The organism is Serratia grimesii, from assembly GCF_900186025.1.
Classification (GTDB): domain Bacteria; phylum Pseudomonadota; class Gammaproteobacteria; order Enterobacterales; family Enterobacteriaceae; genus Serratia; species Serratia grimesii.
In genome coordinates, this window is record NZ_LT883155.1 from 3,848,439 (window position 1) to 3,871,671 (window position 23,233).

A 23,233-nucleotide genomic window follows, 5' to 3' on the forward strand; every position below is an offset into this window, starting at 1 on the left:
TTAAACCAGATGTCATAACATTATCGCGGTGAATTATTACAAACAATGGGGGCATTGAATTTTATATGTGACTCCTGTCCCATAACCGAAGGGATCCCGGAGATTCCAGACACAATCCGACCGGCATCATTCCGTGATGCCGGTTTATTACTCAGTTCACTGGTGTGTGGCATTCAGGCTGTTAGTGCTATCCCGCCGAACCAGAGGCAGGCATACCACGCAATGTCAGTCGCCAGAACAACAAGGCACTTAGGCTAACGCTCGCACCGAGCCAACACACACCACTCCATCCAGCCCAGGCGTAAGCATGTGTGCTGGCAAAGGCACCCAGTCCACTACCAATGGCGTAGAACAACATGTAGCAACCGACCAATCGGCTGTGAGCCTGCGGATGGGCACTGAAAATCATGCTCTGATTCAATACGTGAATGGCCTGACCAGCCAGATCGAGCAACACAATGCCAATAATCAGCCAGCCTACACCGTACCCCAACATGCTGAGTGGTACCCAAGCCACCACCAATAGCAATAGGCAAATACCGCTCGCCACCTGCCCTAAACCGCGATCGGCCAGATGCCCGGCACGCACCGCTGCCAGCGCGCCCACCGCGCCCACCAGACCAAACGCACCGATCACCGAATGCGAAAAACTAAACGGGGCCTGGCTGAGTGGCAGCACCAGCGCACTCCAGAAAATGCTGAATGCCGCAAACATCAACAGCGCCAGCATTCCGCGGATCTGCAACGTGCGATCACGCCATAACAACGTCAGCATTGATCGCAACAACGCTGGATAACTGAGCGTCGACGGCGGCGCGTATGATGCAGGTAACAAACGCGCCAGTACCGGCAGCAGAATCAACGTTACCGCAGCAGAGAAAAAATAGACGGCTCGCCAACCCCCTATATCCGCCAGTGCGCCAGAAAGCGTTCGCGCCAGCAGCAATCCCAATACCACCCCTCCTTGTGCAGCACCCACCACTCGCCCACGCTCATGAGGAGCTGCCAATGTCGCGGCAAAAGCGATCAACCCCTGCGTCATCGCGGTACCAAGCAACCCCACCAGCAGCATGCCACTCAGTAATAACAGACTGTTATCCGCCCAGCCGACCGCACACAATGCAGCAATCAACAACAGCTGTTGAACCGCCAACAATCGGTGACGATTAATCCGATCCCCCAGAGGTACCACCAGCACTAATGCCAGCGCACAACCCAACTGGGTTGCGGTGATTACCATGCCTACCGAGGCCAGGCTGATATGAAAATCCTGGGCAATAGCGTCCAGCAAGGGCTGCGCGTAATACACGTTTGCCACGCTAAAGGCACTGGCTCCCGCCAACAACAACACCAACGAAGCGGGAAGCCGGCCCAGCACCTCTCCCTGTGACGTACAGTTCGGATCCAGTGCTTTATCACTCATCATTCACTCCAAAGTGGTTTCATTATTAAACCCAATGAACTTTACGCACGGAGGTTTTATAATGCAACCAGATCTTGCAGCCAGGAGTGAAAGTGGTGAAACGTAAAAGTATGGAAGATGCGCAGTGCCCGGTAGCGCGCACGTTGGATGTGATTGGTGACTGGTGGTCGCTGCTGATCGTGCGTGACGCCTTCGACGGTGTGCGTCGCTTCAGTGAGTTTCAGAAGGGATTGGGGATGGCGAAGAATATTCTCTCGACCCGACTACGCACTCTGGTGGCGCACGGCATTCTGGAAATTGCGCCTGCTTCGGACGGCAGTGCCTATCAGGAATATATTCTCACGGATAAGGGCCAAGCCCTGTTTCCGGTGATTGTCGGATTACGCCAATGGGGTGAGGATTATCTGTTTAAAGAAGGAGAAGCCAGATCAACGCTGGTAGAAAGCGACAATGGGTTAGCGATACCGCGCATGACACCGACCGGCAGCGACGGGCAAACACTCACGCCTCTTAATACCCGGGTTGTGAAGGTAGATGAGGCGTGAAGAGTAACGTGTTGGCACTTGGCCATGCCAGACGGTAGTCGTTTAGTGGCCAAAAAGCAGCTTCGTGTATTTCTTAGACACAGCACCACTGCGTTTGCCGTCTGCGCCGTAATAGCGATCTTCGCGACACAGTCGCTCTTTCACGTCACAGAAAACACCATTGGCAAAAGTGAATTCGGTCGGGTCGAACTTACCCTGTGAATACAGCTTGTTCGCCGCTTTCTTGCCAAGGTGTTTTTCAGTCAATTCTCGGGAAACGCCGTCGGTGCTATTTACACATAAGTAGCGATCGCACAGCACGCCAGGCGCAGGAGACTGCAGAGTCGTGCTTTGTTTCGCCTGTGCAGGCGTCGCAGACGCAGCGAGTAGTAAAACCAGAGCGAAAGAAAGAGATGTCTTATTCAATGAAACAACCTCGTTTAATCAGTGGGTATCCGTTTTGTCACGCTATCCTGCCATAGAAAAGGGATCACTGGCGATATGAAACATTATCGCCCTGCCCAACCAACGGGCACAGCCTTCGCAATATACCCCGGGTAATGTATAGTCCGCGTTTTACGGGGTAACTATGCTGACTCACTCATCCATTCGCCTTAACAAATACATTAGCGACAGCGGCATCTGTTCCCGTCGCCATGCCGATCGCCATATCAAACAGGGCAATGTCTTTATCAACGACAAACTGGCTGATGTAGGTGCGCAGGTATTTTTCGGAGATAGTGTAAAGGTGAACGGGCAACAGATAGAACCTCGGGGTGCTGAGGATTTGGTGCTGATTGCACTGAATAAACCTGTTGGCATCCTCACCAGCATGGGAAAGCATGAGCGGGATAACATCGGCGATTTTGTTAACCACAGTCAACGCACCTTTCCTATCGGCCGCCTGGATAAGGCTTCTCAGGGGTTAATTTTCCTGACCAATAATGGTGAGTTGGTCAATAAAATCCTCCGTGCTGGCAACAATCACGAAAAAGAGTATCTGGTTACCGTCAACAAACCACTGACCGACGAATTTATTCAAGGTATGCGCGCAGGTGTGCCAATCCTGGGCAAAGTGACAAAAGAATGTCGGGTGGAGAAAGAGACCGAACAGGTATTTCGCATCACGCTAGTGCAAGGGCTTAACCGACAAATACGCCGCATGTGCAAATATTTTGGTTATGAAGTCACCAAGCTTGAGCGCGTGCGCATCATGAATATTGATCTGACAGGACTGCCACTGGGCGAATGGCGGGATTTAACCCGTGATGAGCGAAGCACCCTATTCAAATTGCTGGAGCATTCCACGTCCGAAGACGACGACTTGCCCCAGAAAACCGAGATATCGTCAGGCAACAAGGGTCTGTTGCCCAACGGTATCCCGTTATAACCAACATCTAACTTTTCAGAAAATCAGAATGACCATCTGATATTGGCATTGACTGCATTCACCTGAGTATCAGCGCCGTATTGCCCTTGATAACCGAGATCCAACGTGGTGGAACGCGTCAGTTTCACACTCACACCGACGTCCGCCACCATCAGGTTGTCATCAACCGCAGTGCCTTGCGTGATAAATGCGTCACTGCCGGCAAAGGCCATACGTGAAGACGTAGATTTATCACCGTAGGCATGCTGCCAGCCCAATGAACCGTACAAGCTGACGTTGTTAGGCAGCTCAGTGAAACCTCGCACCCCCAACGTTGAATAGAAGGTATTCATCGTTTCATTACGTACGCTAAGTGCTGCAGCACCGCCCTTTTCCTGGAAATTATCGGTATGCAGGCGGATATAGCTCAGATTAACGAAGGGCTCAAGGTTCGCGTCCGACTGCCCAAAACGGTAACCCGCTTCGGTAAACGCCAGCAATGAATCTGCATCATAGTCAGCCTTAAGCCGATCCGAGTAATTGCCAAAGTTAACATTGCGTTCATTTTCCAACCGGTGCCAGGTGTAGCCCAGTGCACCGCGTAGCGAGAAGGCATCCTGCTGTCCTGCGGCATATAGACCAAGGTGGTAATTATCGCTGTCAGACTTGGAGCGACGGCTATCGATGTTGTAGTCACCGCGGCTATAACCAAAATATCCCCCAACGCGAACACTGTGATCGGCTAATTTATGATCCGCTCCCAGCAGGAAACCGCTGGTGTTGCCATCCAGTTTTCCGACATTCTCGTTACCACTGTTTCTTGTCCATGAGCCAAATGTCTGCCCCCAGACACCATTATTTTCAGCTTGAGTCGGCCGAACCAGCGTCATCGCCAGCGAAGGCACAGGTAACGGATCATTATCAAACACACGTAACATACGCTGGTTCAGCACATTGAACAGCATGGTGCTACCTGCGATCAAATTCGATTGCATGGACGGATAAACTTCGCCAGACAACTGATTGAACGCCTCGCGCGCTTCCGGTGCACTCAATAACAACACGGCGTTATACAGAGCCAATGAAGGGCCGCTTTGCGTCAAAGTCGAAAGCGCCCCAGCGGTGTTCCACTGATTGCTGGTTTGTGCAACCGTCTGGAAAATACCTGGCTCACCCGGATTTTCACCACCTGGGTTCTCACCGCCTGGGTTTTCGCCACCCGGATTCTCACCGCCTGGGTTCTCGCCACCAGGATTTTCGCCACCCGGATTCTCACCGCCTGGGTTCTCGCCACCCGGATTCTCACCGCCTGGGTTCTCGCCGCCGCCTTTTTGCGCGATGGTCAGATCCACGGCATTGGCGCTGTGGTTGAGTGCAACGTCCAGGAACGCAGATTTTGAGATAGCTTCAGCAAACTGACCGTCAATCCCACCTTGCGACGTTAAAATGCGGTAGCTTTGCCCAGTCTGATAGCTGGTCTGTGGATCCAGCGCAGTCACCTGCACTTTGGCTTGATCACTGATCGTGGTCTTCCCGGCGACCACCAGTTTGTCGCTGCTGCCGTCACCAGCGATATCAACGTCGTAGAAGGATTCGCCGATGAAATTCAGATAGCGTTGCAGCGTCAGAGTACCGATGTTGCCGTCACCGGGAGAAATATGGCCGCCAGACAGAATTTCTGTTTGGCCCAGAGTACCGTTGCCTCCTAGCGTACCACCGGCTTTTATCGATGCTGCACTGCTGTAACCCTGGCCATTGTTAACGTCCGAGCCGGCCGTCGCATTGAGGATCAGCGTACCGCCATTTTCGGCACTCAGCGTTTGAATATCAAAAATGTTGTCTTCTTTCAGCGTATTGATATCGCTGGCTATGATGATTTTCCCGCCTCGGGCGCCCACATTGGCCTTGAGTCCGGTCAGGTCACCACTCAGCGTCGTATGCCCGGCAGTATTAATAACCTCCCCTTCGCCAACCATCTTGTTGCGGAAATCGTAGTTGTCGGAAGTGTGGTTAAAGTACACATAACTGCCAAATAACCCGCCCTGCAGGTTGATTGTCGTTTGTGTGTCGACAGTACCTGCGGCGCCCGCCGCGCCGATCGTTGGATCGGTCAATCCAGTGCCGGTATCCATATTGCCGCGGCTGCCGATGATTAACGCACCTCGGTTCGAACCAGAACCGGTATCACCCAATCGCAATTCGTTAGCACCAGCGGAAAATACGCCGCCGTCTACCACCGACAGCACGCCGTTACCATAATCCCCCACGTTGACGCTGCTGCCGCTGGTAAAACGCGAGCCCTCGCCAGCGATATACAACTCAGCAGTTTTACGTGAACCTGAAACACCGGCAATCTCTGCACTGCCAACGTTGACCACCCCACCGTTCAGTACGTCCACATCACCGTTGGCCGTGAGCGTTTGGCCAATGTTCCACTGGGAGTTATTGCCAGTCACCGTGGCTTTAGGGTTCAGTTTGTCAGCTTCATCGGGTATGAAACCGCTGTCGATCCTGGCTGCGGCCGTTGTTGTTACCACCCCGCCGTCTTCAATCAATAGCGTTGAGCGTGCGCCCTGACCAAAACCAATACCAAGCCTGTCGCTGATGACCCTGGAGCCGGCACCCTTAACATTCAAATGGCTGTCGTAACCGCCCGTGGTGCCGACAATAATTTCTTTCGCACTGGCAAGCGCACCATCCTCAACCCGTAATGTCCCCAGGCCAAGATTCAGGCTGCCGCGCAGAACGGATTGATCGTTGATGGCGCTCAGTACCGCATCTGGCCCTCTGACCGTAACCACGCTCTCATAAATTTTTCCGTCAGAACGGGTGCCAATATTGATGTTATAGGCATTGATTTTGCCATTATCGATCAACAGATTCCCACTTTGATTGCGGCCGACGTAAACATTTCCGGTGTAGGCTAAAGATTCTGTAACTTTGGATTCACCATCAAAAATGGCATCGTCGGCACGTGCAATATCAACAGGCCCGATCAATATCAATGGTGCAGAGAAGAGTGCGAGGTAAACTTTGGAAAGCGGCTTTCTTACCGCTAAATGATGCGATATTTTATCTTTCATGTTTTTCTCCGGCTCAATTACTTTGATGCCATCAACGTTATTATTTATATGAAAAACTCAATGTATTAGAGGAGATAAGAAGCGCTATACGTGAACACAGACTGATTAGCATCGATACGTTAGCTTATTGCCCCCCAGCGCTAACGCATCGATACCAAACTTATTGGGGTGATGAACATTCCTGATTACCAGCCCCGATTCGCGCCATGAGATGGATTATTTATGTGTGACCACCGGTGTACAGGTCGGCGCGCTCAGTGAAGGCGCGGAACCCAAAATTCCCGGCATCATCAGCGATGAGCAGTCAAAGATTCGCCCTTTTTCTGTGGTGGCACGGTAAGAGAGTTTTTGTCCGCCCAACGCATCGGGTTGCCCGCCATTAACATTGGTTACGGTAATTTCATCCGATGACCCCAGGCCAAGCATTTTAGCCGTTTCCGCTTGCAGTAGCGGTATTGCCTGATCGGTTTTCAATGTTGAACAACCGGTTACCAGTAAAGTAACGGCTAAAGCAATAAGTGGTTTTCTCATAAATTATCCTTTTCAACCAAACAGATCCAAATGCTGAATGGCTCTATGTTTTGTCTTATCAAAGTCCCCAAATAATATATTTCTCTTTCCTAAACGAAAAAACCCTCCTAAAGTAGGGAGGGTCAATAATAAAAAATTATCAGTGTCAATCTGATAGGTTTATGCGAAAGGAGATTGCTTTGGGGCAGGATTATGCACTGGTCGTTGATGACCATCCTTTGGTGGCTAGTGGTATCGCCAATTTCCTAAATACCCATTGTCGTTTTAAACATGTACATGTGGCGACCAACGAAGGTCACTGTTATCGCCACATACTTGAACATGGCGCCCCACGCTTAATCGTTATCGATTTTTGGCTATCCGATGGTACGGCATTAAAATTACTCAAAGAGATCAAACAGCTCTACCCTAGAGTGCGTTTACTGGTGGTCAGTGGCGATGAGAACAATGAAATATGGCAAAAAGTCCGTGATGCCGGTGGCCACGGTTTCGTGCTTAAAAATGAACCACCGGAATTATTCGCGAGAGCTGTCACTGCACTTATTGATAATCAACAGTGGTTCCCTTTGGATAATGAAATTAGCGGAGCCGCCACGCAAAACCACTTACAGAAATTCAACTTAACCCCAAGGCAAGTTGATGTATTAACCATGATGATGCGTGGTTTCCCCAATAAAAGAATAGCCTCAGAGCTTTCTATTTCAGAGCCCACCGTCAAAGAACACATCAGTAATATTTTAAAAAAAATAGGCGTTAATAGTCGGGTGGAAGCCATCACCCTATTGCATGGCAGACCGGGTCAATAGCATGAAGCTACTTCAATCTTTACAAGACGATGGAATCTCCCCAGGTGCGCAAATCCGCTTGCTAGACAACACGTTTATACGGTTAGTCTTTAGCTTTACTGCAGTGCCATTTGTCGGTATCCCTTTTGCTATTTGGATTTATTTACTGGGGGAAAATCTGTGGCCCATCATCATCTGGATCGTATTGTATCTTTTCTGCGCATTAGCAATTAGATTATGGCATCACAGCTATCAAAATGAAGCAAAGACAAAAGACGCAGAGGTTATTCTTAATCGCTGGCTACCATATATTAACAAAGTAGCTTTTGTTCATGGGCTAGGTATTTCATCCTTATACTTAATCACCCCACAGATAAACAATTTTGACTTTTTCTTATTATTAAACATCAGTATCGCGGCAATCGTCGCAGCAAATGCAACACATCTGACACCAATAATTAGTACCTTTACGCTTTTCTTCTTTTCCTGCTGGGGAATGCTTAATATCGGTATTATCTGGCGTTTAAACGATGTTATGCTCATAGTGTTGATGCTCAATTTGCTTTATGGATTTGCTATTTACCGTCATGCACTGAGCTCTCATAAATTCTTTATCCAGCAGGCCCGTCTCGAAGAGCGCAGCTCTCGTCTTGCAGAACAATTTAGACAGGCCAAAGAAGAAGCGGAACAAGCATTGCTGGATAAGAATCAATTCCTTACTACTGCCAGCCATGATTTACGCCAACCGGTGCATGCCATGGGGTTTCTGATCGAAGCCATTATTCATAAAAATCGCGATGCCACACTTGTCCCTCAGCTATTGGATTTACAACAAAGCGTGCGGTCGGTGCATCTCATGTTTAATTCTTTACTCGACCTCAGCAAGATTGAATCTGGCAACGTCAGCACAGCGACCACTCATGTGGACATTGGCGCGCTACTTGATTCCGTCATTACCTTGTTTCGTGAAGAGGCGAACAGCCGGACGTTATCATTGCGGACATGGAGGCCAAAGCGACGAATTCTCGTGATGGGTGATCAATTACTCATCCGACAATCACTGATAAACCTGATACAAAATGCGCTGCGTTACACGCAAAAAGGGGGGGTTCTGATAGCAATTCGCCCTCATCGCGGGGAATGTTTGATCGAAGTTTGGGATACCGGCGTAGGCATTGCCGACGAAGAAAAAGGCAAAATATTTTCTCCCTATTATCGCCCTGAACTGGCGTGGAAAATCGACAGTGCCGGCCATGGATTGGGACTGGCGGTAGTGGCGCGTTGCGCAAAATTGATGAAGGTGAAGTACGGTATGCACTCCGTTGAAGGTAAAGGCTCCCGTTTCTGGATGCGCTTTGCCCTCTACACCGGCGAATACAAAATACAAGAAAGCGCTAATACATACTCAAACACCATCACACCAACCCGCTATGCCCCACTGTCCGGCGCCTGTCTGGTCGTGGACGATGATCCGCTGGTCACCTCCGCCTGGACGAGTTTGATGAGCACATGGGGTATAACCGTGCGCTGTGCAGCTTCGGCCGAAGAGGCTTTCGCTATCGTTGATGAAGGCTTCAGGCCCTTCGCCGTACTGTGTGACCAACGGCTCCGCTCTGGCGAAAGCGGCTTCGACATATTGAAAGCGCTGTTTGAGCGCTTACCGGATATCAGCGGTGCGATGGTCAGCGGGGAGTTCAATTCCCCCATTCTGCAAGAGGCCGAGCAAGAGGGTTATCTGGTATTAAGAAAGCCGCTGGAGCCCGCCAAACTGTACGCCCTATTAACGCAATGGGCAGCTTGTTAGCGCAAACCATAACCTGACGGTGACAACGCTTGACACAATTGCCCCCAAATCGGAATGCCATGTCTGCATGGGGGCAATTGTTGACTTGGACCACGCCAATCTACCCTTCTGAAACGCCAAGATTACGCAGCAACTTCTCAAGGTTGCGTTCCCCGTCCGGCGTTTGAGCGCCAGCCTTTAACCCACCGCGAATGCGACTTTCCGCTGCGGGGCGTGCAAACAACCCCGCCCACGCGTTGTGTTCACGTTGAAACCCCTCATGCAGATCCGGCGCTGGCATCGCCTGTTTGGCTGCCGCGATAACCCCTTCCGGCAAAGCCGCGATATTATGCGCAAGTCGATTGACGAAATCATCGAACTCGGCGGTGGGTAAGGCGCGATTAATCCACCCGTAGCGTTCTGCGGTCACTGCATCGATCAAATCAGCCCCCAGGATCACTTCAAGCGCACGGCCGCGTGTCATTCGACTCGTCAGGTATTGCGTCGCACCACCGCCGGGTGTGATACCCATCAAAGCTTCGCACTGGGCAAGCCCCGCTCGCCCTTCGGCGGCAAATGCCATGTCGGCAGCCGCAACAAATTCAGCACCGCCGCCGCGCGCCAGCCCAGCCAGTTTAACGATCGTTACCTGCGGCTGGCTACGCAGAAGCTCACCGAACGCCTGGAATGGGTTGAGCCCTTCCGGCGCGTTGCGTGCCAGCTCGTCAAAGGCGTGTGGCTCATCAATTAAGGTCATATCAACATGAGCAATGAAGAAATCTGGATTTGCACTCTGAAAAATCAGGACCTTCACATCAGGCTCATCACGCACGAAAAGCAGAAAGCGACTAATCTCCGACATCAAAGGCACATCAAGAACGTTTACCGGCGGATTGTCGATCGTCACCGTCGACACACCGCCATGATGAGAAATACTCAGTCGGCCAAAATCGGTATCCGTCATGTCAATTTCCTTTATCGTTTAGGAGAAATAGCACCGAGTTTTGGTGCCCTTCACCGCATGGTATACTTTGCATACCTAGGGTCAATTACGCACTTTAAACATCCCAGGGATGCTGGAGGATACCTATGAACGAGACAGATCCTGTCTACCGGGCCGATTGCCCAAGCCGAATCATTCTCGACCAGATTGCAGACAAGTGGTCAATGATGGTGCTGGAAGTATTACGTGAGCCACGGCGTTTTAACGCGATTAAGCGCCGCTTGGATGGCGTCACTCAACGCGTACTGACCCAGACGTTGCGTAAGTTGGAACGCAACGGCATGGTGAAACGCAGGGTTTTGGATGGGCGGGTGCTCGGCGTCGAGTATTCACTGACGCCGCTCGGACAATCATTACAAGGGCCGTTCTCGATACTGTTCGATTGGACACTGGGGAATATCGAGGCGATTCAGGACAGCCAGCGCAGGTATGATGAGCAAAACCAACCGGTTGAAAACTGAGGGCAACAGCCTCACTTTTGTGTGCGATTAATGGCCGCGTACATCCAATAATCTCGGGCCTGCCCGCGCACGCGGCGGTAATGCCTGATTAAACCTTCGCGCTGCATGCCCACCCGCTCCAGGACGGCAATGGACAATATATTGCTATCAAGAACCGTAGCCTGAACACGCTGAAGGCCCAGTGCCGTGTGCGCCCAATGAATCACGGCACGCGTCGCCTCAGTCGCCAAACCCCGGCCACAGTGGCTCGGGTCAAGATCGTAGGCAATTTCCGCTCGACCATGATCGCGGGATACTTCGTTCAAACCTACCGTACCGAGCAAACTGTCACTCGAATCCACAATGGCCCAACGCAGTGAATCTCTGCCTTCGGCATAGTGGGAAACGAGTTTTTCGAGACTACTCGGGCTAATATCGCCCCAACTGGTGTGTTCCGTGACGCCAGGCTTACTCAAATACGCAGACCACGCGTGTACATCATCTAAACGCAGTGGCCTTAAAGACGCGTGAAGCTCGCCAGGTAAAGGTATGCGTACCGACATTAAACCTCCATCGAACTCGTCACTGATGCAAAGATATAAAGTACTGTGGTTTAAATGCCTTGTGAACTTGCACAACAAAAATATCTCTGCATTAGCATGGGTCTGTTTTCCATTGCGGACCTCGCCTCCCAACGGGAGATGGTGTGTCATGATGATCAGGCTGAAGGCGGGAACGAGCGCTATACGTAATCGAAAAATAAAAAAGCCCGCTACGCGGGGCTAGGTGTGATTTTTTATTTAGTGCCGGCGTAAGCTGGCAACAAAATTATGCCCACTCAATTATCGTTAGTATGAAAACTCTTGATAAAGCAACGCTATATCACACCATGACTTAAACCCTACCGAGGAAGCTATGGCTGGCTACGAGTTTTTCCCGTTTTTCATAATCATCAGCAGGGTCTATTTCAGAGGCTGACGCCGCATGAAACACACTTTGAATTTGATGAGGTGCGATGTGGAAAATTTGTCCAAACGTATCAATACTGAGTGTGTACCAATAGCAAGAGTGTGAATTTTAGAGAAGAAAAATAGCGATAAATAATTCAAGTTTATTTTTTAAGATTCGCATAAATATCTGTTTGAACCATGTTCAGATGGTCTTATGCGCTAAAAAACTACGCATGGTTTAAACGGGGAAAACTATGGTTCAGTTGGTAATGATTTTACTTGGCGTTGATTATTTACGTGCTCGCTGGAAAGGGTTGTTGATTTCTGGCTCCCTGGGAATAATCGCTGGGCTATGCATTTTCATTGACGCTTTGGATAACGTCATCTTTTTTCCTTTACAGCCATTTGCCTTAATACTGCTAATTGAAGGGCTGGCAACTCTGGGAGTCGCGCATACCGGTATCGGCGGGCAACGCACGTTACGCTATGTTAAAGGCGGTGCATTTTCGTTGGCCGCAGCATTAGTGCTCATCGGGCAATATAATGATCATGGTCATTTTATTCTATCGATGATTTTTGGCACCTTGTTTTTAGCCGATGGATTATTGCAGATAACCACGGCTACTGTGGTCCGTTTTAGAAAATGGAAACTGGTCGTAACGGGAGGTGTCATCGAGGTCCTTATCGCCATTTTCTTCTATCAACCTTATCCCTCGCATTATGTCGGTGCCATCTCTTATTGTTTGGGCTTAGGGCTGATCTTTGGCGGCTGGAATATGATATTGCTTGCGATGCGAGTCAAAAAGATGCGAGCAAACCCCGCTTTCCGAGGGGATGCTGCTGCAGACAAAGCGAGTAGTGTTGATACCAATCCTCAACTGGTTGAATGGTGGGATGGTCCACCTGCAGATGGTGAGCCGGCCCTCACGGTCCATGTTTGGACACCAACAGGGACATCTAAAAGTGCCGTCGTTCCTCATCCTGTTATTGACCGCTATATTGCTGCCGTTGACAGAAATGGCGTAATTTCAACCGGGCATGCGGCACTGGAGTCACCGGAAGGTGTATATATAAGCCTGTATCCCGCCGCAGATCTTGACCGCTCACCGGAACAATTTAGCCGGCTATTACGTGCAACCACCGACAATAATGTGCCCGGAGTTTTCCAGCCCGACTATGTCACTGAAGCGAATAAATGGTGCCACTCAACCATAAAAGTGAGGATCAGAAACTACGATGCCCAGAGTTTGCAAATATTCTGGGATGCTTATCAGCGGGATGCTACTTATAACCTCACACATCGAAATTGCTCGAGTAGCGTTTCACGTGGGCTTGAAGCCGCGCTTGAAGGCGTGATAGGCAGGATCTGGGGCAAGCGGGGGCATTGGTGGGTTCTCAGTAAAGTCCTCACTACCCCCGAATTGTGGGTGGCAGTGCAAATTCGCAAACGGGCCAAAACAATGGCCTGGACACCGGGGCTAACACTGGATTATGCGCGAGCCTTAAGCATGCTGGCAGACCCTCGTCGAGCAGGTTGGATAGCCACCATAAAACGCGTGGTGAGAAAAATGTTTGCTTTACGTAAACAATGGCGTGAGGAAAAAATCCATGGGAAGAGCATGCCCATCGACGACCGTCCCGAGCTCATAAATAACAAAGGTGAATAACACTTATGCCAATTTTTCCCAGATTGACATCAGCAACACCAAGTAATGAGCTCGATTGCATCCTCGAGTATGCAAAATTACCTCAGGTTGAATGGCGTGCAGGCGGTAAAATATTTCTGCGTAATATCAGAAACTTCAGATACAACGGGACAAAAGATGACTATCTGCCGTCATGGTATGATGATGAATTCACTCTAGATGAACTGACGACAGTTGATGTCATTTCGTCATATTGGTCCGGCAATACTATTGCCCATCTTTTTCTCAGCTTTGGTTTTAAAGATGGTCGCCATTTAGCTATATCTATCGAAACACGGCGCAGGATCAATCAAATCTATTCTACATGGCGAGGATTTTTCAAACACTACACGCTGACTTATGTTCTTGCAGACGAGAGAGATTTGATTGGTGTCAGAACGGACGTGAGAAAAGAACGGGTTTATCTTTATTCTGTCAAGATCCCTGCTGAAACGGCTCAGGCTCTTTTTATAAACTATTTAGGACGTATCGAGAAACTTAGCCTGCAACCTGAGTTTTACAATACCTTTAATAATAACTGCACTACCAATATTTTACATCACGCCGCTTCAGTATCCCCCGAGATAAAATTTAACTGGAAGGTGTTAGTCAGTGGGTATGCCGACAAATATATTTATGAACTGGGTTTACTGGATAGCAGACTACCCTTTAAAAAATTGAAAGAGATCAGTTTAATACGAAGACCTTCTGATGCGGCCATTGCCGACGACTACTCAAAATCGATCCGGTTACCAAGCTAACAACATGGTATCGGTCAGGTAGTAATTACCATCACCATGCCATAGAAAATGGATTTTTGACGATATAAAAGATTGCCACGCAATGCCAGACAGAAAAACAAAAAAACCCGCAATTAAGCGGGCTTAGATGTACTTTTGATTATTCAGTGCTGGCCTAAGCCAGCAACCAAATCATTCCCATTCAATGGTAGCTGGTGGCTTGCCGCTGATGTCATAAACGACGCGGGAAATACCGTTCACTTCGTTGATGATGCGGTTGGAGACGCGGCCGAGGAAATCGTACGGCAGGTGCGCCCAATGCGCGGTCATAAAGTCGATGGTTTCCACTGCACGCAGTGAAACAACCCAGTCGTATTTACGGCCATCGCCCATCACGCCAACTGAACGTACCGGCAGGAACACAGTGAATGCCTGGCTAACCTTGTTATACAGATCGGCCTTGTGCAGTTCTTCAATGAAGATGGCATCGGCACGACGCAGCAGGTCACAGTACTCTTTCTTCACTTCGCCCAGCACGCGCACGCCCAAACCTGGGCCTGGGAACGGGTGGCGGAACAGCATGTCGTACGGTAGGCCCAGCTCCAGACCAATCTTGCGCACTTCGTCTTTGAACAGCTCTTTCAGCGGCTCGACCAGCCCCAGCTTCATCTCTTTCGGCAGGCCACCCACATTGTGGTGTGACTTGATTACGTGTGCTTTACCGGTAGCAGAAGCGGCGGATTCAATTACGTCAGGATAGATGGTGCCTTGCGCCAGCCATTTCACGTCAGTCTGTTTGCAAGCTTCTTCGTCGAACAGCTCAACGAACACGCGACCAATGATCTTGCGTTTAGCTTCTGGCTCATCAACGCCAGCCAGTGCACTCAGGAAGCGATCTTCTGCTGCCACGTGAACAATGTTCAGGCCAAAGTGGTCACCAAACATTTCCAGCACCTGGTCGGCTTCGTTCAGGCGCAGCAGGCCGTTGTCGACAAACACGCAGGTCAGGCGCTTGCCGATAGCACGGTGCAACAACATCGCAGTAACGGAAGAGTCCACACCACCGGACAGGCCGAGGATCACGTGATCTTCACCTACCTGCTGACGAATACGCTCTACCGCATCTTCAATAATGGTCGCCGGGGTCCACAACGCTTCACACTGGCAGATATCCAGAACGAAACGCTCCAGCATGCGCTGGCCCTGACGGGTGTGGGTCACTTCCGGGTGGAACTGCACACCGTAGAAGCGTTTTTCTTCGTTGGCCATAATGGCAAACGGACAGGTATCGGTGCTGGCAACAGTGACGAAGTCAGACGGGATAGCGGTCACTTTGTCGCCGTGGCTCATCCACACGTCGAGAAGCGGTTTGCCGGCCGGGCTCAAGGCGTCTTCGATGTCGCGTACCAATGCGCTGTCGGTGGTGATTTCCACCTGGGCATAACCGAATTCACGCTCGTTGGAGCCTTCTACCTGGCCACCCAACTGCATCGCCATGGTCTGCATGCCGTAGCATACGCCCAGCACCGGTACACCGGCGGTGAAGACGTATTCTGGTGCGCGCGGGCTGTTGGCTTCGGTGGTACTTTCCGGGCCGCCGGACAGGATGATGCCGCTTGGATTGAATTCGCGGATTTGCTCTTCGCTAACGTCCCAGGCCCACAGCTCGCAGTAAACGCCGATTTCGCGCACGCGGCGTGCTACCAGTTGAGTGTATTGCGAACCAAAGTCCAGAATCAGGATGCGATGCTTATGGATATTTTTTGTCATGTGAGGCGAATTCCAGCAACAGAGAAAAAGAGCGAAAATAGTGTTTTCGGGGTGAAGCGTTACGCCCCACCCCGGCTTCTCCCGCAGGAGAAGTTAAAGCATTAACCCATGCGGTAGTTCGGTGACTCTTTGGTGATGGTCACGTCATGCACGTGGCTTTCCTGAATACCGGCGCCGCTGATGCGCACAAATTCAGCCTTGGTGCGCAGCTCATCGATGGTGCCGCAACCGGTCAGACCCATGCAAGAGCGCAGACCGCCCATTTGCTGGTGAACAATGGCTTTCAGCATGCCTTTGTAAGCCACACGGCCTTCGATGCCTTCCGGCACCAATTTGTCAGCAGCATTATCGGTCTGGAAGTAACGGTCAGAAGAGCCTTTGGACATCGCACCCAGTGAACCCATCCCGCGATAGGATTTGAACGAACGGCCCTGATACAGCTCGATTTCGCCCGGAGATTCTTCGGTACCTGCCAGCATGGAGCCAACCATGACACAAGATGCCCCCGCCGCGATGGCTTTGGCGATGTCACCGGAGAAACGGATGCCGCCGTCGGCGATAACCGGGATACCGGTGCCTTCCAGCGCTTCAACCGCGTCGGCGATAGCGGTGATCTGCGGTACGCCTACGCCAGTTACGATACGGGTAGTACAGATAGAACCAGGACCGATACCCACTTTCACTGCGCTAACACCGGCATCAGCCAGTGCTTTGGCGCCAGAAGCGGTCGCGACGTTGCCGCCAACGATCTGCAGATCCGGGTATTTGGCGCGGGTTTCACGAATGCGCTGCAATACGCCTTCGGAATGGCCGTGGGAAGAGTCGATCAACAGGACGTCAACACCGGCAGCAACCAGCGCATCAACACGCTCTTCGTTACCTGCACCAGCGCCAACCGCAGCGCCTACGCGCAGACGGCCATGTTCGTCTTTACAGGCGTTTGGCTTGCGTTCTGCTTTTTGGAAGTCTTTTACGGTGATCATACCCAGCAGATGGAACTGGTCGTCTACCACCAGCGCCTTCTCAACGCGTTTTTCGTGCATTTTCTGCAGCACGACTTCACGCGCTTCACCTTCTTTCACCGTAACCAGGCGCTCTTTCGGCGTCATCACGGCGGTAACAGGCTGGTTCAGATCGGTAACGAAGCGAACATCACGGCCGGTAATGATGCCGACCAGTTCGTTTTCTTCGGTCACGACCGGGTAGCCGGCAAAGCCGTTACGCGCGGTCAGTTCTTTCACTTCTTTCAGGGTGGTAGTCGGCGTTACGGATTGTGGGTCAGTGACCACGCCGCTTTCATGTTTTTTCACGCGGCGGACTTCTTCAGCCTGACGCTCGATGGACATGTTTTTGTGGATGAAGCCTAAACCGCCTTCCTGCGCCAGCGCGATAGCCAGATTGGCTTCGGTAACGGTATCCATGGCTGCGGACAGCATAGGGATGTTCAGGTGGATGGTTTTGGTCAATTGGGTGCCGAGCTCAGCGGTATTAGGCAGAACCGTAGAGTGAGCTGGAACCAGGAGAACGTCGTCGAATGTCAGTGCTTCTTTTGCGATGCGTAGCATGGGCAATATCTCACCAGAGTGGGCTGTGAAAAAGATAAAATATTGCCGCGGCATTATACAGAGCGTAAACGGTTGCCTCCAGCACTTTCTCACAAAAACTCTTGATTACCTTTTTCAGCCATGTAGTATCGACCAATTAAGTGCTTGTTTTGAAATTTGATCTGGGTCACATGTCGCTACCTGTTTCGCCGTCTATTTTTACCGTAAGCCGCCTGAATCAGACGGTTCGACAGCTGCTGGAAATGGAAATGGGCCAAATTTGGCTCTCCGCCGAGATTTCCAACTTCTCCCAACCCTCTTCCGGCCACTGGTATTTCACGCTGAAAGACGATCGTGCGCAGGTCCGTTGCGCGATGTTCCGCAACACTAACCGTCGCACCACTTTCCGTCCGCAGAATGGCCAACAGGTACTGGTTCGCGCCAGCATTACGCTGTATGAACCCCGCGGCGACTACCAGCTGATTGCCGAAAGCATGCAACCTGCCGGTGATGGCCTGCTGCAACAGCAGTTCGACCAGTTGAAACAGCGCCTGAGCGCCGAAGGCCTGTTCGACCAACAGTTCAAGCAAGCCTTGCCCAGCCCGGCCAAACGCGTCGGGGTCATTACCTCCGCCAGCGGTGCCGCGCTGCACGATGTGTTGCAGGTGCTGCAACGGCGTGATCCTTCACTGCCTATCATCATTTACCCCACGTCGGTGCAGGGTGCAGAAGCGCCATTGCAGATTGTGCGTGCCATCGAAACGGCTAACCGCCGCGACGAGTGTGACGTGCTGATTGTCGGCCGTGGTGGCGGTTCGCTGGAAGATCTGTGGAGTTTTAATGACGAACGCGTAGCGCGGGCGATTTTCGCCAGCCGCATTCCAATTGTCAGCGCCGTCGGCCATGAAACCGACGTCACCATTGCCGACTTTGTCGCCGACCTGCGTGCGCCAACCCCTTCAGCCGCCGCCGAACTGGTCAGCCGCAATCAGCTGGAGCTGCTGCGCCAGTTGCAGTCCCAGCAGCAGCGAATGGAAATGGCGATGGATTACTATCTGGCCCAGCGCCAACAACAGTTCACCCGCATCAACCACCGTTTGCAGCAACAGCATCCGCACCTGCGCCTGGCGCGCCAGCAGACACTGTTGTTCAAGCTGCAACGCCGGTTGGAAGAAGGTATGCAGAACCAACTGCGGGTCTCTTCACGCCGCAGCGAGCGGGCCCAACAGCGCTTGGCGCAGATGCAGCCACAGGCACGGATTCATCGCTATCAGCAACGTGTGCAGCAGCAGGAATATCGACTGCAGCAGGCGCTGGAGCGGCAGCTTAACGCCTGGCGTCAACGCTTTGGCGTGGCCTGTAGCCAGCTTGAGGCGGTCAGCCCACTGGCAACGCTGGCGCGTGGCTACAGCGTGACACAAACCCCGTGCGGTGAACTGCTGAAGACCACCAAACAGGCGCAGGTGGGTGAATTGCTGAAAACCCGTCTGCAGGATGGCTGGGTGGAAAGCGAGGTCAAGACCATCACCATCGCCAAAAAGCCGCGCAAAAAACGCACGACTGAATCTCCCCCTAATACTTGAAGTTACATCAGTGTTGGCTGCACCCATTCACCCGAATCACTTACCTGAGTAAGCTCATCGGGATGAACGTTCTTGCCGCCTTGCTGCAACTCCAATTATTTAGGGTATATAATGTTATTCCAGCGTAAAACTGTTGCCTGGCGCGCCGTTGATCCACAACTCGCGCGCTTCTCCGGCAGGCAAGCTGAAGGTCAGGGTTTGCCATGCCGGTTTAAAGCGGCCCTCGGTGGTGATGTTCAGCGTGATGCGCTGATTGTCACTGAGCATCTCCCAGCGCAGCCACAGTGCGTCGCCTTGCTGCCAGCCATAACTTTCCCCGTCATCTTCGAATAACAGCCCAGAAGCGCTGCCACAGCCTTTTTTCGGGTACAACTTAAGCTCACGTCGATCGTCTGCCGTTACGTCAACATGCGCCAGGCGGGATGACAATGGCAATGCCGCACCGGCACGTACCAGCAGCGGCAAGCGCTCCAGCGGGGCCTCCAGCACCACCGTCTGACCGCCACTGAACCATTGGCCGCTGTAGAAGCAATACCAGCCGTCGCCGTTATCCGGCAGATACACCGGCCGCTGGCGTTGCTCCTGCTCTACTACGCTGGCCACCAGCAGATCGCGACCAATCATAAAATCATCGGTTTCTTTCAGGGTCTGTTCGTCATGCTCATGGTCGAGGAAGGTCGGACGCAGCATCGGCTCGTCGTCGGCACTGGCCTGCCACAACAGGGTGTAGAAATACGGCATCAGCCGGTAACGCAGGTTAATCGCCTCGCGTACCGCCGGGGTGGCGGCCGGATACATCCAGGGTTCGTTAACCGTGGCGTCGTCGTTCCAGGAGTGAATGGTAAAACGCGGATGCATCACGCCGTTTTGCACCCAGCGCACCAGGAGTTCAGCGTCCGGCTTGTCACCGGAAAAACCGCCAACGTCGTGTCCCAGGTTATACAGGCCGGACAGACTCATGCCCAATCCCATGCGGATGTTGTAACGCAAAGTTTGCCAGTTGGTGCGGTTGTCGCCGCTCCAAGTCTGCACATAACGCTGCATACCGGCACAACCGGAACGCGAAATCAGGTAGGGCCGCAGCTCGGGAGCAAAGCGTTGCTGAGCCTCCATTGAAGCGCGCATCATCAGTAACGGCATCACCGGGCGAATGTGTTTGATGGCGATAGGTGTGCCAAAACCGTGGCAACGCGCCTCTCCGTCCCACACCTCATATTCGTTATTGTCATTCCAGGTAGAATCGATGCCCATCTCCAGCAGTTGCTGCGTCACACCCTGCTGCCACCATTGCACCGCCGCCGGGTTGGTGAAGTCGAGGTGCGAGCCTTCGTCATCCCAAAAGCTGGAGCGCTCCGGCCGGTCGCTTTCGGAATCCCGGATAAACAGCCCCTGATCCGCCGCCTGCTGATACTGCGGATGATCCTGCAACAAACACGGCTTGATGTTGGCCGCCAGCTTTAACCCGGCATCATGAAACGCCTGACTCAGCTGTTTGGGCTGCGGCACCTTGTCGTAGTTCCAGTTGAACACGTAGCGCTTGTTGCCGATCGAGGTATAACCCGATGACAGCTGGAACGAGTCGCAGGGAATATCATGCTGGCGACAGAGCTGAATAAATTGCTGTAGCTGCTGCTGGGCGTCCGGCGCATCGGTGTAATGCATGGTGGAACCGCTGTAGCCCAAGCTCCATTTCGGCCCAAAGTGAGTCTTGCCGGTCAGGCGTACAAACGCCTTGGTCACGTCCAGTACCTTAGGGCCGAGGAACAGGTAATAATCCAGATCCCCCGCTCCAGCCTGATAGCGGCGATAGGCCAGATGGTAGTTGTCGATTTCGTTACCCAGATCCAGCCAGCAACTGCTCAGGTTGTCGTAAAACAGCCCGAAACTGGCCTCTTCCCCGCGGGTGATGGTGAAAGGAATGTGCTTGTACAGCGGATCGGTGCTGGCGGCGTTGTAACCCATGGCGTCCAGGTTGCGCATTTCAAAGCGGCGGCCGCTGCGCTCCAAATCCCCGGCCTTCTCACCCAGGCCATAATAACGCCCGCCAGCCTGACGACGCTGATAGTGGGCCACGCCGTCACCATGCGGGTTCAGCAGGTAAGCGCTGGTTGGCCGATCGGCGGCAAGCGGGCGCCATTCACCGGCGGCGTTGCAGTGTTCCCATTCCAGCCACAGCGGCTGATGCACGGTAACGCGCAGTGCAGACGTCGTCACCACCAGCCGATCCTCATGTTGCCGCAACTGATAACCCGGCAGGCCGAAGCCGGCCACGCTCAAGCGGTCACGCCCTTCCCAGGGCACATCAGCCTGCGGTGCGATGCTCCAGGTACGATCCAGCGCCAATTCGCCATTGCGTTTAATCAACACGCGGAACAGGTCGTTTTCCAGCACATACAGACAGAACAGGTGACGTTCGTCGACCAACAGCTCAATGCGATCGCCATACTGGCCCGCCAACGTCCAATTTTTTAAGGTTTTCATAGGTATCCAACTTAACTATTGAGTGTTTTTTTACCGCCGCGTTCGGCGATTAAGGCAATCAGGAATACGGCACCGATCAGGTCGAAGAAGCCCATGGCGATAAATAACGGGTTGAAACCGACGGTATCGGAGACCGCGCCAATCAGCAGCGTGAACAGGAAGCTGGCGATCCAGGCGCTGGAGCCGCGCATACCGTTGACCGTCGCTACCTGATTTTTATCGAATGATTCCACCACCAGCGCGCTGAGCATGCAGGAGATCACCTGATGGCCGAAACCGCCGATCGAGATCAGTGCGATCGCCACATAGGGATCTTTGGTGATCGCCACAAACGCCAACGAGACCATCATGAATGCGCCGGTGACAGAGCTGGCAACCACCGAGTTGACGCGGCTGCAACCAAACCATTTACGGTACAGCGTGGTGAGATAACCACTGGCAACGCTGCCGATGTCCGCCGCCAAAAACGGCAGCCAGGCAAACATGGCGATGTGTTTTAAATCCATGCCGCGTTCGGTGGCTAAATACAGTGGCACCCAGAAACTGAATACCGCCCAGGCCGGCTCGGCGAGAAAGGCCGGAATGGCAATGCCGTAAAACTTTTTGTTACGGCAGAGAATGGCCAACGACTTGAAGAAAGGCAGTCGGGGTAATTCCGGCTCGTTATCTTCGCGGATCAGATCCAGCTCCTGCTGGCTCAAATTGGGATGCTGTTGCGGTGAATGGTAGAATCGCCACCACAGCACCACCCAGATCAGCGCCAACGCGCCAGAGAATAGAAAGGCACCCTGCCAGCCAAAGGAAACGTGAGCAATTACGATGATTGGCGGTGCCAGCATGGCACCAATAGAAAAACCGACGCCCGCCCAACCGGCGGCAATGGGCCGTTCCTTTTTTGGGAACCAGTCAGAAATCGCTTTGGCGTTGGCCGGCGTAGCCGCAGCTTCTGCCCCGCCCATAAAGAAGCGCAAGATAGCCAGTTGCACCCAGGTCCCCGCTCCGGCATGCATCATGCAAACCACCGCCCAGATACTGGCGCAGATTAAAAAGCCCATTTTCAGGCCGATCACGTCGATCAACCAGCCACAAATGGGTTGAAACACCGTATAGGCCAATTGGAACGACGCGACGACCCAGGAATATTGCTCGGTAGTCATGTTCAGGCTGGTTTTCAGCTCCGGCGCCAGAATACCCAGCGAGTTGCGGGTAATGTAGTTGACTGTCACGCCCAACAAAAACAACGCCAGCATCCACCAGCGCAGTGATTTAAATTTGCGCCGACCGCTAACCACAGCCGTCTGATTCATTTCCACACTCATCTGTCTTCTCTCCATAACGGCTGCCCGGTGAAACAGCGCGCTTTTTGGTAGGGTACGTTTTGGTATCGAAGGTATGGGTCGTTGAAAACTGCGTTGCACTTCAGAGAGACAGATGCATCATTATCACAACCACATGATTTATTTTCATTTTATTTATAATTCAGTCGATTAATTGGACTGATAAATCTATAAAGTTGGCATACCAATTTAGACTAGCGAG

The 23,233-nt window shown here is 52.2% G+C and carries 18 protein-coding genes; 8 read left to right on the top strand and 10 right to left on the bottom strand.

Annotated elements, in window-relative coordinates; all coding sequences use genetic code 11:
• Positions 1-187 precede the first annotated feature (187 nt).
• Positions 188-1,423 (bottom strand): MFS transporter, encoded by a 1,236-nt coding sequence (locus SGBXF1_RS18110; protein WP_186427295.1) that lies wholly within the window; start codon positions 1,421-1,423, stop codon positions 188-190.
• Positions 1,424-1,518: 95 nt separating this feature from the next.
• Here SGBXF1_RS18110 and SGBXF1_RS18115 point away from each other — a divergent pair, with 95 nt between their 5' ends.
• Entirely contained in the window at positions 1,519-1,968 is a 450-nt protein-coding gene (locus SGBXF1_RS18115; RefSeq protein WP_186427296.1) for a winged helix-turn-helix transcriptional regulator, read from the top strand.
• A gap of 42 nt (positions 1,969-2,010) precedes the next feature.
• On the opposite strand, the gene SGBXF1_RS18120 is transcribed toward SGBXF1_RS18115, so the two are convergent.
• Positions 2,011-2,373 carry a YcgJ family protein gene (locus tag SGBXF1_RS18120; RefSeq protein ID WP_186427297.1) on the bottom strand — a complete coding sequence of 121 codons (363 nt, stop codon included), beginning with the start codon at positions 2,371-2,373 and terminating at the stop codon, positions 2,011-2,013.
• Between the two features lie 163 nt (positions 2,374-2,536).
• Here SGBXF1_RS18120 and rluF point away from each other — a divergent pair, with 163 nt between their 5' ends.
• Entirely contained in the window at positions 2,537-3,337 is an 801-nt protein-coding gene (gene rluF, locus SGBXF1_RS18125; protein WP_186427298.1) for a 23S rRNA pseudouridine(2604) synthase RluF, read from the top strand.
• A gap of 23 nt (positions 3,338-3,360) precedes the next feature.
• On the opposite strand, the gene SGBXF1_RS18130 is transcribed toward rluF, so the two are convergent.
• Positions 3,361-6,399 carry an autotransporter outer membrane beta-barrel domain-containing protein gene (locus SGBXF1_RS18130; protein WP_186427299.1) on the bottom strand — a complete coding sequence of 1,013 codons (3,039 nt, stop codon included), beginning with the start codon at positions 6,397-6,399 and terminating at the stop codon, positions 3,361-3,363.
• Positions 6,400-6,615: 216 nt separating this feature from the next.
• Positions 6,616-6,930, bottom strand: a complete 315-nt coding sequence (locus tag SGBXF1_RS18135; RefSeq protein WP_037417704.1) for a putative periplasmic lipoprotein — start codon at positions 6,928-6,930, stop codon at positions 6,616-6,618.
• A 179-nt stretch (positions 6,931-7,109) separates the two neighbouring features.
• Here SGBXF1_RS18135 and SGBXF1_RS18140 point away from each other — a divergent pair, with 179 nt between their 5' ends.
• Both SGBXF1_RS18140 and SGBXF1_RS18145 read left to right on the top strand, forming a co-directional pair.
• The gene (locus tag SGBXF1_RS18140) at positions 7,110-7,736 is read left to right on the top strand and encodes a LuxR C-terminal-related transcriptional regulator (protein ID WP_186428535.1); all 627 of its coding nucleotides are present in this window, start codon (positions 7,110-7,112) and stop codon (positions 7,734-7,736) included.
• A 1-nt stretch (position 7,737) separates the two neighbouring features.
• Positions 7,738-9,519 carry a hybrid sensor histidine kinase/response regulator gene (locus tag SGBXF1_RS18145; RefSeq protein ID WP_186427300.1) on the top strand — a complete coding sequence of 594 codons (1,782 nt, stop codon included), beginning with the start codon at positions 7,738-7,740 and terminating at the stop codon, positions 9,517-9,519.
• A 100-nt stretch (positions 9,520-9,619) separates the two neighbouring features.
• Here the strand turns inward: SGBXF1_RS18145 and SGBXF1_RS18150 are convergent, their stop codons facing one another.
• Positions 9,620-10,462 (bottom strand): enoyl-CoA hydratase/isomerase family protein, encoded by an 843-nt coding sequence (locus tag SGBXF1_RS18150; protein ID WP_186427301.1) that lies wholly within the window; start codon positions 10,460-10,462, stop codon positions 9,620-9,622.
• Positions 10,463-10,587: 125 nt separating this feature from the next.
• Here SGBXF1_RS18150 and SGBXF1_RS18155 point away from each other — a divergent pair, with 125 nt between their 5' ends.
• Positions 10,588-10,962, top strand: coding sequence for a winged helix-turn-helix transcriptional regulator (locus tag SGBXF1_RS18155; protein WP_186427302.1), 375 nt, complete (start codon positions 10,588-10,590; stop codon positions 10,960-10,962).
• An 11-nt stretch (positions 10,963-10,973) separates the two neighbouring features.
• Here SGBXF1_RS18155 and SGBXF1_RS18160 read toward each other — a convergent pair whose 3' ends face one another.
• Complete coding sequence (locus SGBXF1_RS18160; protein WP_186427303.1) at positions 10,974-11,504, bottom strand: GNAT family N-acetyltransferase; 531 nt, start codon at positions 11,502-11,504, stop codon at positions 10,974-10,976.
• A gap of 641 nt (positions 11,505-12,145) precedes the next feature.
• Here SGBXF1_RS18160 and SGBXF1_RS18165 point away from each other — a divergent pair.
• Both SGBXF1_RS18165 and SGBXF1_RS18170 read left to right on the top strand, forming a co-directional pair.
• Positions 12,146-13,558 carry an HdeD family acid-resistance protein gene (locus SGBXF1_RS18165; protein ID WP_186427304.1) on the top strand — a complete coding sequence of 471 codons (1,413 nt, stop codon included), beginning with the start codon at positions 12,146-12,148 and terminating at the stop codon, positions 13,556-13,558.
• A 5-nt stretch (positions 13,559-13,563) separates the two neighbouring features.
• On the top strand, positions 13,564-14,337 hold the full coding sequence (locus SGBXF1_RS18170; protein WP_130381711.1) for an Lnb N-terminal periplasmic domain-containing protein: 774 nt from the start codon (positions 13,564-13,566) through the stop codon (positions 14,335-14,337).
• 171 nt (positions 14,338-14,508) lie between these two features.
• Here the strand turns inward: SGBXF1_RS18170 and guaA are convergent, their stop codons facing one another.
• Together guaA and guaB are read right to left on the bottom strand one after the other, a co-directional pair.
• The gene (gene guaA / locus SGBXF1_RS18175; RefSeq protein ID WP_037417582.1) at positions 14,509-16,086 is read right to left on the bottom strand and encodes a glutamine-hydrolyzing GMP synthase; all 1,578 of its coding nucleotides are present in this window, start codon (positions 16,084-16,086) and stop codon (positions 14,509-14,511) included.
• 101 nt (positions 16,087-16,187) lie between these two features.
• Entirely contained in the window at positions 16,188-17,651 is a 1,464-nt protein-coding gene (gene guaB / locus SGBXF1_RS18180; protein WP_061808312.1) for an IMP dehydrogenase, read from the bottom strand.
• Between the two features lie 170 nt (positions 17,652-17,821).
• Between guaB and xseA the strand changes: the two genes are divergently transcribed.
• The gene (gene xseA / locus SGBXF1_RS18185; protein ID WP_186428536.1) at positions 17,822-19,213 is read left to right on the top strand and encodes an exodeoxyribonuclease VII large subunit; all 1,392 of its coding nucleotides are present in this window, start codon (positions 17,822-17,824) and stop codon (positions 19,211-19,213) included.
• A gap of 114 nt (positions 19,214-19,327) precedes the next feature.
• On the opposite strand, the gene SGBXF1_RS18190 is transcribed toward xseA, so the two are convergent.
• The gene (locus SGBXF1_RS18190) at positions 19,328-21,694 is read right to left on the bottom strand and encodes a glycoside hydrolase family 31 protein (RefSeq protein WP_186427305.1); all 2,367 of its coding nucleotides are present in this window, start codon (positions 21,692-21,694) and stop codon (positions 19,328-19,330) included.
• Positions 21,695-21,705: 11 nt separating this feature from the next.
• Positions 21,706-23,013: an MFS transporter gene (locus tag SGBXF1_RS18195; protein ID WP_037417576.1), complete on the bottom strand. Its 1,308-nt coding sequence runs from the start codon at positions 23,011-23,013 to the stop codon at positions 21,706-21,708.
• Positions 23,014-23,233 lie beyond the last annotated feature (220 nt).